The 18,400-nt window shown below is 64.2% G+C and carries 3 protein-coding genes (1 of these 3 running past the window's edge); all 3 read left to right on the top strand.

Annotation, left to right across the window (positions count from 1 at the left end; genetic code table 11):
* Tightly spaced (each overlapping or abutting the next), the 3 genes in view from DOCECA_RS14095 to DOCECA_RS14085 form a layout consistent with a single transcriptional unit that may run on beyond the window.
* Nucleotides 1–1,629 carry the 3' portion of a non-ribosomal peptide synthase/polyketide synthase gene (locus DOCECA_RS14095; RefSeq protein ID WP_445570705.1) on the top strand. The gene continues 10,692 nt to the left of window position 1, outside the view, so only the last 1,629 of its 12,321 coding nucleotides appear in the window; its start codon lies beyond the left edge, outside the window; it ends in the stop codon at nucleotides 1,627–1,629.
* Nucleotides 1,629–15,191, top strand: a complete 13,563-nt coding sequence (locus tag DOCECA_RS14090) for a non-ribosomal peptide synthase/polyketide synthase (protein ID WP_445570704.1) — start codon at nucleotides 1,629–1,631, stop codon at nucleotides 15,189–15,191. The genes DOCECA_RS14095 and DOCECA_RS14090 overlap by 1 nt, the downstream gene beginning before the upstream one ends.
* Entirely contained in the window at nucleotides 15,188–18,400 is a 3,213-nt protein-coding gene (locus tag DOCECA_RS14085) for a non-ribosomal peptide synthetase (protein ID WP_445570703.1), read from the top strand. Before DOCECA_RS14090 ends, DOCECA_RS14085 begins: the two co-directional genes overlap by 4 nt.

Here is an 18,400-nt window from a genome sequence, read left to right as displayed (position 1 = left end):
CGCGTGGGCGTGGCGATGCCGCGCTCCGAGCAACTGCTGATCGCCTTGCTGGCGGTGCTCAAGGCTGGCGGCGCGTACGTGCCGCTTGACCCGGATTACCCGGCCGAACGCGTGGCCTACATGCTCGACGACAGTCGGGCGAAGGTGCTGTTGACCGAGCAGGCTGTGGCTTTGACGTTGACCGTTCCGGCTGGAACCGAAGTGCTGATGCTGGATCGGGTTGAATTGACCTCATATCCCTTAAAAACACCGGACACAGCGGTCACACCAGACAACCTCGCCTACGTCATCTACACCTCCGGTTCCACCGGCAAACCCAAAGGCGTGGCCATCGCCCACCGCAACGTTCTGGCGCTGATCGACTGGTCGAAAACCGTCTACAGCCGCGACGACATCCAAGGCGTGCTGGCCTCGACCTCGGTGTGTTTCGACCTGTCGGTGTGGGAGCTGTTCGTGACCCTCGCCAACGGCGGTTCGCTGATCATCGCTCGCAATGCCCTGGAACTGCCGCACCTGCCGGCCCGCGACCAGGTGCGCCTGATCAACACCGTACCCTCGGCCATCGCGGCGTTGCAGCGCAGTGGGGATATCCCGCCAAACGTGCGCATCATCAACCTGGCCGGTGAGCCGCTGAAGCAAAGCCTGGTGGATGCCCTCTACCAGGTTGGTGGAGGTGTTGAGCATGTCTACGATTTGTACGGCCCATCGGAAGACACCACCTATTCAACCTGGACCCGCCGCACCCAAGGCGGCACGGCCAATATCGGCCGCCCACTCAAGCACACCGCCAGCTACCTGCTGGACGCCAACCTGCAACCGGTCCCCCAGGGCGTGTCGGCTGAGCTGTACCTGAGCGGCGCGGGCATCACCCGGGGTTACCTTGGCCGCGCGGCGATGACCGCCGAAAAATACGTGCCCAACCCGTTCTCCACCACCGGCGAACGCCTGTACCGCACCGGCGACCTGTGCCGTTATCGCGACGACGGCGTGCTCGAGTACCAGGGCCGCATCGACCATCAGGTGAAGATCCGTGGTTTCCGTATCGAGCTGGGGGAAATCGAGGCGCGACTGTTGCAACAGCCCGAGGTCAAGGAGGTGGCGGTGCTGGCCCAGGAAGGGCCGGGCGGGCAGCACCTCGTCGCCTACGTGGTGGCCTCGCTGGACGCCGACACCCTGCGCGATCCACTCAAAGCCCGCCTCAAGGAGCATCTGCCCGACTACATGATCCCGGCGCACTGGCTGTTCCTCGATCACCTGCCGTTGACCCCCAACGGCAAGCTTGACCGCAAGGCGTTGCCGGGCATCGAGGCCGGGCGCTCGAAAAACGCATACCAAGCACCGATCAGCGAACTGGAACAGCAAGTCGCGGCGATCTGGGCCCAGGTGCTCACCGTCGAGCGCGTGGGCCTGAACGATCACTTCTTCGAGTTGGGCGGCCACTCGCTGCTGGCGGTCACCGCCGTCTCGCGCATGACCCTCGAACTGGGGTTGAGCCTGACCCCGCAACTGCTGTTCCAGCACCCCGTCCTGCAGGATTTCGTCGCCCGACTCGACAGCACGGACGGGCCAATCAATGAAGAGAAACTGAACAAGCTGGACGCCCTGCTTGATGAAATGGAGGAAGTCTGATGGACAAGAGTGTTGCTTTGAGGGTCGCCAAGCGCTTTATCACTCTGCCGCTGGACAAACGCAGGCTGTACCTTGAGAAGATGCTGGAAGAGGGCGTCTCGCCGGCCAACCTGCCGATCCCCGAGGTGCGTTCCGGGTTCGAGCATATCCCGCTGTCCTACGCCCAGGAGCGTCAGTGGTTCCTCTGGCAAATGGAGCCGCACAGTTCGGCCTATCACATCCCCAGCGCCCTGCGTCTCAAAGGACGATTGGACGTGCCGGCGCTGGAACGCAGCTTCAACGCTTTGGTCGAGCGCCACGAAAGCTTGCGCACCACGTTCAGCGAGCACGGCGAGCAAGCCGTTCAGGTTATCCACCGGCAGATGCCCCTGAGCATCGCTGTCGAGGCGCTGCCTGCTGGTTCACCGATCAGCGAGGACGCGCGCATCAAGGCATACGTCGAAGGCGAAACCGCGCGTCCGTTCGATTTGCGCCAGGGGCCGTTGCTGCGGGTTTCGCTGTTGAAAGTCGCCGAGGACGACCACGTGCTGGTGCTGATCCAGCATCACATCATTGCCGATGGCTGGTCGATGCGCGTGTTGGTAGACGAACTGGTGCGCTGTTACGCCGCCGACACAGACGGCCAGCCGCTTGTATTGCCGGAGCTGCCGGTGCAATACGCCGACTACGCCATCTGGCAGCGCCATTGGCTGGAAGCCGGCGAGCGTGAGCGCCAGTTGGCCTATTGGGTGCAGACCCTGCGCGACGAGCAACCGGTGCTGGAGCTGCCGTTCGATCATCCGCGTCCCCCGGTGCAAAGCCTTCGTGGCGCGCGGCTGGATTTGACACTGGCGCCGGAGCTGGCTGCCTCGCTGAAACAACTGGCCCAGCGAGAAGGCGCCAGCCTGTTCATGGTTTTGCTCGCCTCGTTCCAGGCGTTGCTGCACCGCTACAGCGGCCAGCCGCAGATCCGCGTCGGCGTGCCGACGGCGAACCGCAACCGGGTCGAGACCGAAGGGCTGATCGGCTTTTTCGTCAATACCCAGGTGCTTAACGCCCACGTCGATGGGCAGCAGCCATTCGACGGCTTGCTCGCCCAGGTCAAGCAAGCGGCCATGGCGGCCCAGGCCCATCAGGATTTGCCTTTCGAGCAACTGATCGAGGCGTTGCAACCAGAGCGCAGCCTCAGCCACAGCCCGATCTTCCAGGTGATGTTCAACCACCAGAACGCCGATGCTAAGGGTCGCCGGCAGACGCACCTGCCGCAACTGCGCGTCGAGGACCTGACGTGGGAAGGGCGCACCGCCCAGTTCGACTTGACCCTCGGTACCTACGAAACCGAGCAGGGCATCGTTGCGGAGCTGACCTACGCCACCGACCTCTTCGAACCGCAGACCATCGAGCGCCTGGCCGCGCATTGGCAAAACCTGGTGCAAGGCATTGTCGATGCACCCCGCCAGCGGGTCGGCGAACTGCCGCTGCTCGACCCGGCGCAACAGCGATTCACGCAACAGCAATGGCTGCGCGTCGCCGACCACGGCGCCGGAGCCGTGTGCGTCCACCAACGCATCGCCGAACAAACTCAGCGGGCCCCCGACGCACTGGCACTGACCGTGGACGGACAATCCCTGAGCTACCGGCAATTGGACGCCCGCGCCAATCAACTGGCCCACCGTTTGATTGATCTGGGCGTGTCCCCCGGCGAGCTGGTGGGCATCGCGGTGGAGCGCAGCATTGAGATGATTGTCGGCCTGCTGGCGATCCTCAAGGCCGGCGGCGCCTACGTACCGCTGGACCCGGCGTATCCCGAGGATCGCCTGGCCTACATGATCGAAGACAGCGGCATCGGGTTGCTGCTGACCCAGGCCCGTTTGCAGGCGCGATTACCGATCCCGTCGACGCTCCGGACCCTGCTGCTCGATCAGCGGGACGCCGCGCTGCAAGAGGCTCCGAAAACCTGCCCGGCCGTATCGCCGACCGGCGAGCACCTGGCCTACGTAATCTACACCTCCGGCTCCACCGGCAAGCCCAAGGGCGTGATGGTGCGCCATGGTGCGCTGAGCAATTTCATCACCAGCATGATCGCCCAGCCGGGACTCGCGGCCAGCGATCGCATGTTGTCGCTGACGACCTTCTCCTTCGATATTTTCGGCCTGGAAATCTACGGGCCGCTCTGCGCCGGGGCCAGCATCGTCCTGACCGGGCAGAACGTGCATCAGGATCCGCAAGCGGTGCTGGCGCTGGTCGAGCATCACGACATCAGCGTGCTGCAAGCCACGCCGTCGAGCTGGCGCATGCTGCTCGACCATGAGCGGGCATCGGTGCTCGCCGGCCGGACATTCCTGTGCGGCGGCGAAGCCTTGCCCCAGGAACTGGCGCAGCGACTGCTGGCGCTTTCGCCAAAGCTCTGGAACCTCTATGGCCCTACCGAAACCACCATCTGGTCGGCCGCGCATCCATTGAGCCCCGAGCGCGACCGGCCGTTCCTTGGCCAGCCGCTGGACAATACCGCGCTGTACATCGTCGGCGGCGACCTGACCCTCAATCCGCCCGGCGCGCCGGGTGAGCTGCTGATCGGCGGCGCCGGCCTTGCCCGTGGTTATTTCCAGCGCCCGGGGCTGACCGCCGAACGCTTCGTACCGGACCCGTTTTCCACCGCCGGCGAACGGCTGTACCGCACCGGCGACCTGACCCGCTATCGCCCCGAAGGCGTGGTCGAATACCTCGGCCGCATCGACCATCAGGTGAAGATCCGCGGCCTGCGCATCGAACTCGGGGAAATCGAAGCCGCGCTGCTGGCCCAGGACAGCGTGCGCGAAACCGTGGTGGTCGCCCACGAGGGCCCGACCGGTGCGCAACTGGTGGGCTACGTCGTGCCTGCCAGCGGCGCGGTGCCGGAGCCCGATGCGCCGTTGCGCGTCGCGCTCAAGGCAGCCCTCAAGGCGCAGTTGCCGGACTACATGGTCCCGGCGCACCTGTTGTTCCTGGCCCGATTGCCACTGACACCCAATGGCAAGATCGATCGCAAGGCCTTGCCGGCGCCCGACGCCAGCGATCTGCAACAGGCCTACGTGGCGCCTCGCAGTGAGGTCGAGCAACAAGTCGCGGCGATCTGGCAGGACGTGCTCAAGCTTGAGCGCGCGGGCCTGGAGGACAACTTCTTCGAATTGGGCGGGCATTCGCTGCTAGTGACCCAAGTGGTCTCGCGAATCCGTCGGGTGCTGGGCATCGAGGTGCCGCTGCGCAGCCTGTTCGAACACAGCACCTTGCAGGCGTTTGTCGCAGCCTTCGAGGCCACGCCAGGCGAACAGGCTCCGGCAATGGTGCCGGTGCCTCGCGATGCGCCACTGCCGCTGTCGTTTGCCCAGGAACGCCAATGGTTCCTGTGGAAAATGGACCCGGACAGCGCCGCCTACAACATCCCCACGGCCCTGCAGATGCGCGGCACGCTGGACAAGGATGCGCTGCGCGAGAGTTTCGCCGCGCTGGTGGCGCGTCACGAAAGTTTGCGCACCGTATTCGCCGAAGAGGATGGCCGCACCTGCCAAGTCATTCGCGAACAGGGTGAGGTCGACTTCGTCGAGCAGCGCCTGGAAGAGGATGAGATCCAGGCCTTTGTCGAACAGCAGACACAGCGCCCCTTCGATCTGTTGACCGATTCATTGCTGCGCGTGGCACTGCTGGAGGTGGATGAGCAGGATCACATCCTGGTGCTGACGCTGCATCACATCGTCTCCGATGGCTGGTCCTTGCAGGTGATGGTCGATGACCTGATGAGCCTGTATTCGGCGTTCGTCCAAGGCCAGCAAGCGCATCTGCCGCCATTGGCGGTGCAATACGCCGACTACGCCGTCTGGCAGCGGCAATGGATGGCGGCCGGTGAGCGGGATCGCCAATTGGCCTATTGGTCCGGGCAACTGGGCGGTGAGCAACCGCTGCTGGAACTGCCCACCGACCGTCCGCGCCCGGCGCAGCAAAGTCTGCGCGGCGCACGCCTGCCGATCAGGCTGGACGCTGCCTTGAGCGCGAACCTCAAGGCCCTGGCCCGACGGGAAAACGTCACGCTGTTCGTGCTGTTGCTCGGCTCTTTCCAGGCGCTGCTGCACCGCTACAGCGGCCAGGCCGACATCCGCGTCGGCGTGCCGATCGCCAACCGTCAACGACTGGAAACCGAGCGACTGATCGGTTTCTTCGTCAACACTCAGGTCCTGCGCAGCGAGTTTCACAATGGGCTGACCGGCGCCGCTCTGTTGCAGCAGCTCAAGCAGACGGCCCTGGCCGCGCAGATGCACCAGGACCTGCCTTTCGAGCAACTGGTGGATGCTTTGCAGCCGCAGCGCAACCTCAGCCACAGCCCGTTGTTCCAGGCGATGTTCAACCACCGCAACGAAACCGATTCGGCGTTCGCCAATGCCTTGCCGGACCTTTGCGTCGAGCCCCTGGGCTGGACGCAGCGTACCGCGCAATTCGACCTGAGCCTGGACACGGTCGAAGGCCCGCAGGGCTTGCACGCGGCCCTGACCTACGCGACGGATCTGTTCGAACCGGCGACCATCGAGCGCATGGCCCGGCATTGGCTCAACCTGTTGCACGAGCTGGTGCACGACCTGCATCGCCCGGTGGTGCAGTGGGCGCTGTTGGATGAGGACGAGCGCCGGCACATGCTCAGCAATTGGAACGCGACGGCGCAGCATTACCCACTCGACCGCAGCGTGCAAAGCCTGATCGAGGAGCAAGTGCGCCGGACCCCGGACGCGCCTGCGCTGGTCTTCGGCGAGCAGCGCCTGACCTACCGTGAACTCAACGCCCGGGCCAACCGTTTGGCCCATCGGTTGATCGACCAGGGCGTCGGCCCCGACGTACTGGTGGGCATCGCCGTGGAGCGTTCCGTGGAGATGGTGCTGGGGCTGTTGGCGATCCTCAAGGCCGGCGGCGCCTACGTGCCCTTGGACCCCGAATATCCGCGCGATCGCCTGGCCTACATGTTCGACGACAGCGGCATCGGCTTGCTGCTGACTCAGCGACATTTAATCGATTCCTTACCGATTCCGGTAGGGCTGCACAGCCTGGTGCTGGACCTGCCCGATGACGGCTTGTATGCCAGCCGCGTCGGCAATCCAGGCGTCGAAGTCCACGGCGAGAACCTGGCTTACGTGATCTACACCTCCGGCTCCACCGGCAAGCCCAAGGGTGCGGGCAATCGCCATAGTGCCTTGGTCAACCGGCTGTGCTGGATGCAACAGGCGTATGGCCTCGATGCCCCGGACAGCGTGCTGCAAAAGACACCGTTCAGTTTCGACGTGTCGGTGTGGGAGTTCTTCTGGCCGCTGCTGACCGGTTCGACGCTGGTGGTGGCCGCGCCGGGCGCCCACCGTGACCCGGCGCAGTTGATCGACTTGATCACGGCCCAGGGCATCACCACGCTGCACTTCGTGCCGTCGATGCTCCAGGCGTTTATGCAGGACCCGCGCGTGGCTGAATGCACCGGTTTGAAGCGGATCGTCTGCAGCGGCGAAGCGCTGCCGGTGGATGCCCAGCAGCAGGTGTTCGCTAAATTACCGAACGCCAACCTGTACAACCTCTACGGCCCGACCGAGGCGGCCATCGACGTCACTCACTGGACCTGTGTCGAGGAGGGCCGCGACAGCGTGCCCATCGGCCAACCGATCGCCAACCTCGGCACCTACATTCTCGACGATGAATTGTCGCCGGTTCCGGTGGGGGTGACCGGCGAGTTGTATCTGGCGGGCGAAGGGCTGGCGCGGGGTTACCACCGACGCGCGGCGTTGACCGCCGAGCGCTTCGTCACCGGGCCGTTCGGCCATGGTCAGCGCTTGTATCGGACCGGCGATCTGGCGCGCTATCGCCCCGACGGCGTGATCGAATACGCCGGGCGGATCGACCATCAAGTGAAGATCCGTGGCCTGCGCATCGAGTTGGGTGAAATCGAAGCGCGCCTGGCCGAACACGATGCCGTGCGCGAAACCGTGGTCCTGGCCCAGGACGGCACGCTGCTGGTGGCTTATCTGGTGCCGGCGCGCGCCGAGCTGCTCGCCGCCGATGGCGCCGTTCGCCAGGCGCTGCAAGCACGCCTCAGGGAACATCTGAGCCAATCCTTGCCCGACTACATGGTGCCGCAACACTGGGTGTGGCTGGAAAAAATGCCGGTCAGCCCCAACGGCAAGCTCGAGCGCAAGGCACTGCCCAAGGCCGAGCCGAGCGCCCATCCCCAGGCCTACATCGCAGCCATGACGGCGCAGCAGCAGACGCTGGTCGATATCTGGCAAAGTGTGCTTGGACGCGAGCGCGTGGGTGTGACCGACAATTTCTTCGAACTGGGCGGCGATTCGATCATCTCCATTCAGGTGGTGAGCCGGGCCCGGCAGGCCGGCCTTCATTTCAGCCCCAAGGACCTGTTCCTGCACCAGACCATCCAGGGTTTGGCCGGCGTGGCGACAACGGGAGACGGCGGGCCGGTCATCGACCAGGGCCCGGTGACAGGCGAGGCGCTGCTGCTGCCGTTCCAGCAGTTGTTTTTCGAGCAGGCCATGGCCGAGCCCCATCACTGGAACCAGTCGGTACTGCTCAAAGGCGTGCGGCCGGTGCACGCCGGGCATCTGGAGCAGGCGTTGCAGGCCGTGGTCGAACATCACGATGCGTTGCGCTTGGCCTTCTCCCATGAGGATGGCGCCTGGATCGCTCGCCATAACACCCTGGCCGATCAACGTGCGTTGTGGCAACGCTCGCCGCTGTTGTGGGCCGCCGAGGTTCCCGACGCGCCGGCCCTCGAACGCCTGGCCGAACACGCCCAGCGCAGTCTTGAACCGGGCAGTGGCGCGCTGCTGCGCGGTGTCCTGGTGACCCTGGCCGATGGCAGCCAGCGGTTGTTATTGGTGATTCATCACCTGGTGGTGGACGGCGTGTCCTGGCGGGTGCTGCTGGAAGATTTGCAACAGGCATACGACCAATTGCAGGCCGGCCAGATGCCGACGTTACCGGCCAAGACCACGTCTGCACAGACTTGGGCGCAACGGTTGCAGGCCCATGCCAGCAGTGCGGCGTTGCAAGGCCAAGTCGCTTACTGGCAGGCGCAACTGGACGGCGCTCGCCCCGACCTGCCTTGCGACTACCCTCACGGTGATTTGCGTAGGTGTCATGGGGCGCAAGTCCAGACGCGGCTGGACAAAGCACTGACACAACGATTGTTGCAGCAAGCCCCCGCGGCCTATCGCACCCAGGTCAACGACCTGCTATTGACGGCGCTGGCCCGGGTGATCGGCCGCTGGACTTCCCAGGCGTCGACCTTGATCCAGTTGGAAGGCCATGGCCGCGAGGCCCTCTTCGATGATGTGGACCTGAGCCGCAGCGTGGGTTGGCTCACCAGCCTGTTCCCGGTGCGTCTGACCCCGACGGCGACCGCCGAAGGCTCGATCAAGGCGATCAAGGAGCAACTGCGGGCGATCCCCGACAAAGGGCTTGGCTTCGGCGTGCTGCGTTATCTGGGCGATGAACCGACGCGTCGTGCCCTCGCGGCACTGCCGGTGCCGCGCATCACCTTCAATTACTTGGGGCAGTTCGACAGCGGCTTCAACGAAGCGGCCAATGGGCTGTTTGTCCCGGCCAGCGAATCGGCGGGCGCGGCGCAGAGTCCATTGGCACCGCTGGATAACTGGTTGACACTCAATGGCAGCGTCTATGCCGGCGAGTTGAGCATCGATTGGAGCTTCAGCACGCAGATGTTCGACGAAGCGACGATCCAGGCGCTGGCAGAGGATTACGCTCGGGAATTGCGGGCGCTGATCGACCACTGTTGCCAGACCGAACGCCACGGCTTCACGCCCTCGGACTTCCCCCTCGTCGGGCTGAACCAGGAGCAATTGGACGCGTTGCCGCTGGTGGCGCGAGAGGTGGAGGACCTTTATCCGCTGTCGCCGATGCAGCAGGGCATGCTGTTTCACACGCTGTACGAGCAACAGGCCGGCCACTACATCAACCAGATGCGCGTGGAGGTCCAAGGGCTGGACGTCGAACGCTTCCGCCTGGCCTGGCAGGCGGCCACGGATACCCATGACGTGCTGCGCAGCGGGTTTGTCTGGGACGGCGATTTCAAGCATGCATTGCAGGTGGTGTACAAGCGCGTCGACGTTGTGTTGCAGCTTGAGGACGGGCGCGCAAATGCTGACCTGGCTCACTGTCTGGAAAACCTCGCAACGGCCCAGCGCCAACAAGGGTTTGCCCTGGACGCGGCGCCGTTGTTGCGGTTGGTGGTCGTGCGCGTGGCGGACGATCGTTATCACCTGATCTACACCTGCCATCACATCCTCATGGACGGCTGGAGCAACTCGCAGTTGCTCGGCGAAGTGCTGCAACGCTACAGCGGGCAGTCCGTTGCCGTATCGGGCGGTCGTTATCGGGACTACATCGCCTGGCTGCAACGCCAGGACGCGGCGGTCAGCGAAGCGTTCTGGAAACCTTTGCTGCAACGCCTGGAGGCGCCGACGCGGCTGGCTGACGCGGTGGCCAAACCCACGGACGCTGGTGTTGGTTATGGCGATCATGTGCAGGTGTTGGACGAAGCCCTGACCCGTCGCCTGGAAGCCTTCGCGCGTGCCTCGAAAGTCACGGTGAACACGCTGGTGCAGGCGGCGTGGTTGCTGCTGTTGCAGCGTTACACCGGTCGGGAAACGGTTGCCTTCGGTGCGACGGTGGCCGGTCGCCCAGCGGACCTGCCTGGCATCGAGCAGCAGATCGGTTTGTTCATCAACACCTTGCCGGTGATCGCCAGCCCTCGGGCCGAGCAGTCTTTGGACAGTTGGCTGCAAGCGGTGCAAGCGCAGAACCTCGCCTTGCGCGAGTTCGAGCACACCGCGTTGCTGGACATCCAGCGCTGGGCCGGGCAGGGCGGCGACGCGTTGTTCGACAGTTTGTTGGTGTTCGAGAACTACCCGATCGCCGAGGCCCTGGAGCAGGGAGCACCGGACGGTTTGCGTTTTGGTTCGCCGATCACCCAGGAGCAGACCAACTATCCGTTGACGCTGTTGGTGGGGCTGGAGCGGCAGTTGTCGGTGCATATGAGTTATCAGCGGGCGAGTTTCTCGGCGGTTACCGTGGAGCGGTTGGCGGCGCATCTGGCTCAGTTGCTCGGACAGATGACGGCTAATGGCGAGCTGTGCTTGGGTGAACTGTCGATGCTGGAATTCGATGAACACCAGCGCCTGACCCATGACTGGAATCCGGTGGATGCGCCTTTCGAGCAAGACGTTTGCGTTCACCAACTGATTGCTCGCCAAGCCGAAGCCTCGCCGGATGCCTTGGCGGTGACGTTCAATGATATTCGCCTGAGCTACAGCGAACTCGACGGCCGCGCCAATCGTCTGGCCCATAAACTGATCGAGCTGGGCGTCGGCCCGGAAGTGCGCGTGGGCGTGGCGATGCCGCGCTCCGAGCAACTGCTGATCGCCTTGCTGGCGGTGCTCAAGGCTGGCGGCGCGTACGTGCCGCTGGACCCGGATTACCCGGCCGAGCGCGTGGCCTACATGCTCGACGACAGTCGGGCGAAGGTGCTGTTGACCGAGCAGGCTGTGGCTTTGACGGAGCCGGCCGGAACCCGAGTATTGATGCTCGATCAACTCGACCTTTCACGTTATCCATTGAGCGCACCGGTTACTCACGTTTCAGCGGACAACCTCGCCTACGTCATCTACACCTCCGGCTCCACCGGCAAACCCAAAGGCGTGGCCATCGCCCACCGCAACGTTCTGGCGCTGATCGACTGGTCGAAAACCGTCTACAGCCGCGACGACATCCAAGGCGTGCTGGCCTCGACCTCGGTGTGTTTCGACCTGTCGGTGTGGGAGCTGTTCGTGACCCTGGCCAACGGCGGTTCGCTGATCATCGCTCGCAATGCCCTGGAACTGCCGCACCTGCCGGCCCGCGACCAGGTGCGCCTGATCAACACCGTACCCTCGGCCATCGCGGCGTTGCAGCGCAGTGGGGATATCCCGCAGAGCGTGCGCATCATCAACCTGGCCGGTGAGCCGCTGAAGCAAAGCCTGGTGGATGCCCTCTACCCAACACCCCTAACCTGTGGGAGCGAGCCTGCTCGCGAAAGCGGTGGGTCAGGCAATCCGATGCAAACTGACAGGACGCCTTCGCGAGCAGGCTCGCTCCCACAGGGGATTGAGCATGTCTATGACCTTTATGGCCCATCGGAAGACACCACCTATTCAACCTGGACCCGCCGCACCCAGGGCGGCACGGCCAATATCGGTCGCCCACTCAAGCACACCGCCAGCTACCTGCTGGACGCCAACCTGCAACCGGTCCCCCAGGGCGTGTCCGCTGAGCTGTACCTGAGCGGCGCGGGCATCACCCGGGGTTACCTTGGCCGCGCGGCGATGACCGCCGAAAAATACGTGCCCAACCCGTTCTCCACCACCGGCGAACGCCTGTACCGCACCGGCGACCTGTGCCGTTATCGCGCCGACGGCGTGCTCGAATACCAGGGCCGCATCGACCATCAGGTGAAGATCCGCGGCTTCCGTATCGAGCTGGGGGAAATCGAGGCGCGACTGTTGCAGCAGCCCGAGGTCAAGGAGGTGGCGGTGCTGGCCCAAGAAGGGCCGGGCGGGCAGCAGTTGGTGGCCTATGTGGTGGCTTCGGCGGATGCCGACACCCTGCGCGATCCACTCAAAGCCCGCCTCAAGGAGCATCTGCCCGACTACATGATCCCGGCGCACTGGCTGTTCCTCGATCACCTGCCGCTGACCCCCAACGGCAAACTCGACCGCAAGGCGTTGCCGGCTGTGGAAACCGGGGCGACGCAAAACGGTTACGCGCCACCCGCAAGCGAACTGGAGCAACAGATCGCCGACGTCTGGCGTGAAGTCCTGGAAGTGGAACAAGTCGGTCGCAACGATCATTTCTTCGAGCGCGGCGGTCACTCATTGCTGGCGACCCAGGCCATCTCTCGGCTGCGCAAACTCACGGGCTATCCGCTGAGCTTGCGTGATCTGTTCGATCATCCACGCCTCAGCGCATTGGCGGCGCTGATGAGCGGGACCGGTGATGCAAGCGTGCGCGCCGGCGACTCCAGCAAGGTCCGGCTCAAGGCCCACGGGCCAAGGCAATCGGCTCCGCTGTCGCTGGTGCAACGGCGGTTGTGGATCGCCGAGCAGCTGTCCGGTGGCACTTCCGCGTATGGCATGCCCATGGCCCTGCGCTTGTGCGGCGAGTTATCGGTCGAACGCCTGATGAGCAGTTTTGCCGAAGTGACGCGCCGTCACGCCGTACTGCGCACCGCGTACGTCCAGGACGACGAAGGCGATCCGCTGGCGCTGATTGCCGACGAAGTCCGGTTGGATTTCCCGCTGGTCGATCTCTGCGATCTATCGCCCGGTGCCCAGCTGGAACAGGTGGCCCAGGCGACGCTGGACAATGCTCGCACGCCGATCGACTTGGAGCAGGCGCCGCTGCTGCGTGGGCGAATCCTGCGCCTGAACCCCACCGAACACGTGTTGTTGTACGCCATGCACCACATCATTTCCGATGGCTGGTCGATGGGGCTGTTGATCAACGAACTGGTGCAGATCTACGAAGCCGCTTCGCGCCATGAACCGATGCCGCTGGCGCCGCTGGAGGTCCAATACCATGACTTCGCCCTCTGGCAACAGGCGTTGGAAGAGCAAGGCGTACTGGCGCGCCAGGCCGACTATTGGAAGCAACGGCTCGATGGCTACAACGGGCGTCTCGACCTGCCGCTGGACAACCCTCGCGGGCAGACCTCGTCGTATGAGGGCGATGCGTTGCAGTTCGAACTGTCTGCCGGACTCAGCGCGGCATTGCGGCGGTTATCGAGCGAAGCCGGCGTCACGCTGTACAGCACGCTGCTGGCCTCGTTCCAAGTGTTGTTGCATCGCCTCTGCGCCGCGCAGGATCTGGTGGTGGGCGCTGACGTGGCGGGGCGCGAGCAACCGGAGCTGGAGCGCTTGATCGGCTTCTTCGTCAACGTATTGCCGCTGCGCTCGCGCTTCGATGCGGGCATGACGTTCACGCGGTTCCTGGCCCAGACCCAGGACGACTTGCTCGGCGCGTTGGAGCATCAGGACTTGCCGTTCGACCAGATCGTCGATGCCTCGGGCGTGCCTCGTCACAAAGGCATGAACCCGTTGCTCCAGGTGCTGTTCGTGATGAACAACGTGCCGGTGCGCACGCGCTCCATGGCGGGCTTGAGCGTGGAGTTCCTGCCAGCGCTGCAGAACCATTCTAAATTCGACATGGCATTGTTCGTTGACGAAGAAGAAGGGCAATTGCGCGGTAATTGGCAGTTCGCCACACGCTTGTTCGGACATGGGCGCGTCCAGTACCTGATCGGGGCCTGGACGACCCTGTTGGAACAGATCGTCGCTGATCAGGATATTCAATTGGGAGCTATCAGCATGCCAGTCGACAACGTGGCGACATCCGCCACGCCTGCCAACGTCCCGGGGCCCAAGGCCGACAAACTGGGCAAGTTCCTCAAGCGATCGGCGACACCGGCCGCGCGGCCGCGTCCGGCGCTGGTGCGTGAATCCCTGGTGGCAGCGCCACAGCGGTTCCCATTGATGCTGGAGCCCGGCGACCCGCACCTCGACGTTATCGAGTGGATCCGGCAAAACCGGCCATTGATCGAGCAGAAGCTGGCCGAACACGCTGGCATCCTCTTCCGTGGTTTCGAGCTGGACGGCATCCAGGGTTTCGAAGCGTTCGCCGAAGCGATTCAACCGGGGTTGTACGGCCAGTACGGCGATTTGCCGAAAAAGGAAGGCGGCAAGAACACCTACCGTTCCACGCCATACCCGGAACGCAAGATGATCCTGTTCCACAACGAGAGCTCCCACCAGGATCGCTGGCCGCGCAAGCAGATGTTCTATTGCGAGCAAGCGGCGCCCGTGGGCGGCGCGACCCCGGTGGTGGACTGCCGCCTGATGTACGAAAAACTGCCGGCGGACCTGCGCGAAAAATTCGAGGACAAGGGGCTGCTCTACGTACGCACCTTCACCGACAAACTCGACGTGTCGTGGCAGCACTTCTTCAAGACCGAGGATCGCCGCGAAGTGGAGGCCCGTTGCCGGGCCGGCGGCATCCAGTGGCGTTGGCTCGATAACGATGAATTGCAAACCCGTACGCCAGGGCCGGCAATCATCACGCACCCGATCACCGGGGAAAAATCTTTCTTCAACCAAGTGCAGTTGCATCACATCCATTGGCTGGAGCCGGACGTGCGCCAGGACCTGTTGTCGATGTACGGCCTGGACCGCATGCCCCGGCATGTCTACTACGGCGACGGCACACCGATCGAAGACGAGGTGATGGCGCGTATCGGTGAGTTGTACGAAGCGTGCGCGGTGCGTTTCGACTGGCGCAAAGGCGATGTGATCCTGCTGGACAACATGCTGGTGGCCCATGCCCGCGACCCGTTCGAAGGGCCACGCAAGATCGTGGTCGCCATGGGTGATATGTACGACCACGCCAGCCTGCAACGGCCCGCGACCGTCGGGCAATCCGCCCGGGGCGTATTCAGTACCGAGGAAACCGGAGCATGAACGAGGTGATGATGGACGTGCAGGACGCGGGTTTCGCCCTGGCGCCCGAGCAGCAACGGGTCCTTGAGCAATTGTCGGGCACGGTGACCACTGGCGAGGCCTTGCGTTGGGTAAGCGTGGCTATCGACGGCGACCTTGACCCGCAGCGATTGCAGGGCGCTTTCGACAGGCTGGCGACGCAGCAGCCGATGCTGCTGGCGCGGTTGGTCAAGGTCGCAGGTTTCCACGGCTTGCGTCAGGTTGCCCAGGCCGGGCGCTTCCCGCTGACGATAAACGCAAGCGAACAGCCCGTTGCAGAGGTCCAGGCACAGGTCAACGAAACCCTCGGCCGGGCGTTCGTGGTCGGCGAATCGGCTGGCGTCCAGGCGGTGCTTTATCGTTTGGCGCCACGGCAATGGCAACTGCTGCTGGGCATCGCCCGCTACAGTGCCGATGCGCCATCGATGAACCTGCTGCTTGGACAGGTAGGGCAAGCGTATGCGGGCCAGTGCTCGGAAGACGAAGCGCCGGGAGAGTTCGCCCAGTACCTGGAATGGCGCAGCGAAGTGGTCCTGGATGAAGATGCCGCCACCGCGCGAGCCTATTGGCAGCAACATCTGCAAGGTTTGCAGGCGCAGATCGACACGCCATGGCTGGCGGCACGCCGCGCCGGCAGCGGGACCGCCAGTGCCCGTGTTTCATTGGAGCTGGAACCGGTCCGGCGCGATGCTTTGCAGCGCTTGGCCGATGAGCTCGGGCAACCGTTGGAGACGTTATTACAGGGCGCATGGTGGGTGCTGCTGGGACGCCTGAGCGGTTCCGATCAGGCACTGGTGGGCGTGCGTCACGACAGCCGCAGCGATTATGACTACTTCGCCAGCGCCATTGGCGTGTTCGAGAAGACCCTGCCGCTTTGCGTGCCGTTGCCCCCCAACGCGCCGTTCAGTGAGTGGCTGATGCAGTTGGCGGCGGGCCTTGAGGCGCATCGCACCTGGCAGGAGTATTGGGTGCCCGAACTGGCACCTTACGCGGCGTATCCGGCCTATGGTTTCGCGATCGGTCGAGCAAGTTTCGTCTACAGCGACGCCGGTTTGAAGTGGAAGGAGTCTTTGCCTGTCCGGACCGATCCGCTTGAGCTACTGCTGCAGGTTCGATTGGAGGATGCCCAGCAGCTTGCCGCGATCGACCTGCAATACGCCGACGCTCGTTATTCGAAAGCCACCGCCAGCACCGTGTTGGAACAATACGACGTGCTGCTGGCCTCTATCCTGGCGGATGCGCAAACGCCGCTGGCGCAGCTCAACCTGCTGGGCCACAGCGAGGAACAGCGCTTGCGCGCGATCAACCCGCCGATGCAAGTATTGGACGATAACCGCTATCTGCCGCAACGCATCGCGGACCTGGCGCTACGGACGCCGGAGGCCATCGCGCTGACCGACGCCCACCAGTCCTTGAGCTACGGCCAGTTGAATGAGCAGGTCGAACGCGTGGCCCTCGGCCTCCAAGAGCAAGGCCTGGGTAAGGGCTCGATCGTCGCCCTGGCCTTGCCGCGCTCGGCGGATCTGGTGATCGCGATGCTGGCGGCATGGCGCATCGGTGCGGCCTATCTGCCGCTGGATATCCAATGGCCCCAGGCCCGTCAGGCGTTGATGTTGGAGCAGGCGGGCGCCGCAGTGGTGGTCACCGATGCGGCGCACCTGCCGGCGTGGCAGGCCCCGCCATGTAACGTGCTGACGTTGGCCGGGCTGAGTCCGTCGAGCGAGCCCTTGCCGGCGCGGGCGACCAAGGGCAACGACATCGCCTATGTGTTGTTTACGTCCGGCTCCACCGGTGTGCCCAAAGGCGTGGTGATCGAGCATCGGCAATTGCTCAACTACACCGCCCAGGCCAGCCAGGCGTTGGCGCTGGATCAGTGCACACATGTCGCCTTCAGCTCCACCGTGGCGGCGGACCTGGGCAACACGGCGCTGTTTGGCGCGCTGTTCAATGGCGCGACGCTGCACGTTGCCAGTGACGAGCAGATGCAGGACGGCGCGTTGTTTGCCACGTTCATGCGGCGGCAACAGATCGATTGCCTGAAAATCGTGCCATCGCACCTCGCGGCATTGCTCGACAGCGAGCAGGCGACATTGCCGCGTACCCTGGTGCTCGGCGGTGAGCCGATTGCGCCGACATTGATCGAGCGCATCGCTCGGTTGCGTAGCGATTGCCGGGTGTTCAACCACTACGGGCCGACGGAAGCCACGGTCGGGGTGATGATCCATCCGGTGTCGCTGGAGGGTGCCGCTGAGGATTGTTCGGCGCTGACCCAGGTGCTGGGCAACAATCAGGTTTATATCCTGGATGCTGATTTACGCCTGGCACCGGTGGGCGTGCCGGGTGAGTTGTACTTGGGCGGGGCGCAACTGTGCCGGGGTTATTTGAACGCCGGGGCCGATGGACAGACGTTCATCCAGAGCCCGTTCGATCCGGCGCAGCGCCTCTACCGCACGGGTGACCTGGCGCGTTATCGCCCGGACGGCGGCATTCAACTGCAGGGGCGGCGCGATCAGCAGGTCAAGGTGCGGGGCTTCCGTATCGAACTGGCGGAAATCGAAGCCCAGCTGCTGCGCCTGCCACAAGTAACCGAGGCGCTGGTGGTGCCAGCCACCTCGGCCGAGCAAGGTTTGCTGGCATTTATCGTGGCAGCGCAAGGCTTGCCTACGGACGTGCTGGACACCGTGCGCGCCGAGCTGAGCGCACGCTTGCCCGGCGTGATGGTGCCGCAGCATTGGCACCTGATCGAACGCTTTCCACGGCTGGCCAACGGTAAGATCGATCGCCAGGCGTTGCAGCATTTGGCCGTCGCGACGAGCGATGAAGAGGGCGTCGCACCCCGTGATGGACTCGAACAATTGCTCGCTGCGCGCATGGCCCAATTGCTTGGGCTCGAACGGTTGGGCATCGATCGCGACTTCTTCGCGGCCGGCGGTCACTCGCTGCTGGTGATCAAGTTGGTGGCCGGCATTCGCAAGCTGTTGCAGTGCGACATCCATCCGGGACTGGTCTTCGATCATCCGACCGTGGCGTCGCTGGCGACGGCCTTGCGGGCGGAGGAGAACAGCCCGGGACAACTGGAGAAAATCGCCCAGGCCCGCCTGCGCTTGGAGGCGATGAGTCCCGAAGAAAAGGCTCGACTGACCGAACAGGCTCGGCAACAGCAGGCGGCCAAAGCGGCGCAGGGTCGTTGA

This window comes from Pseudomonas sp. E102 (assembly GCF_052660185.1).
This window is presented reverse-complemented; position numbering and strand designations above follow the sequence as displayed.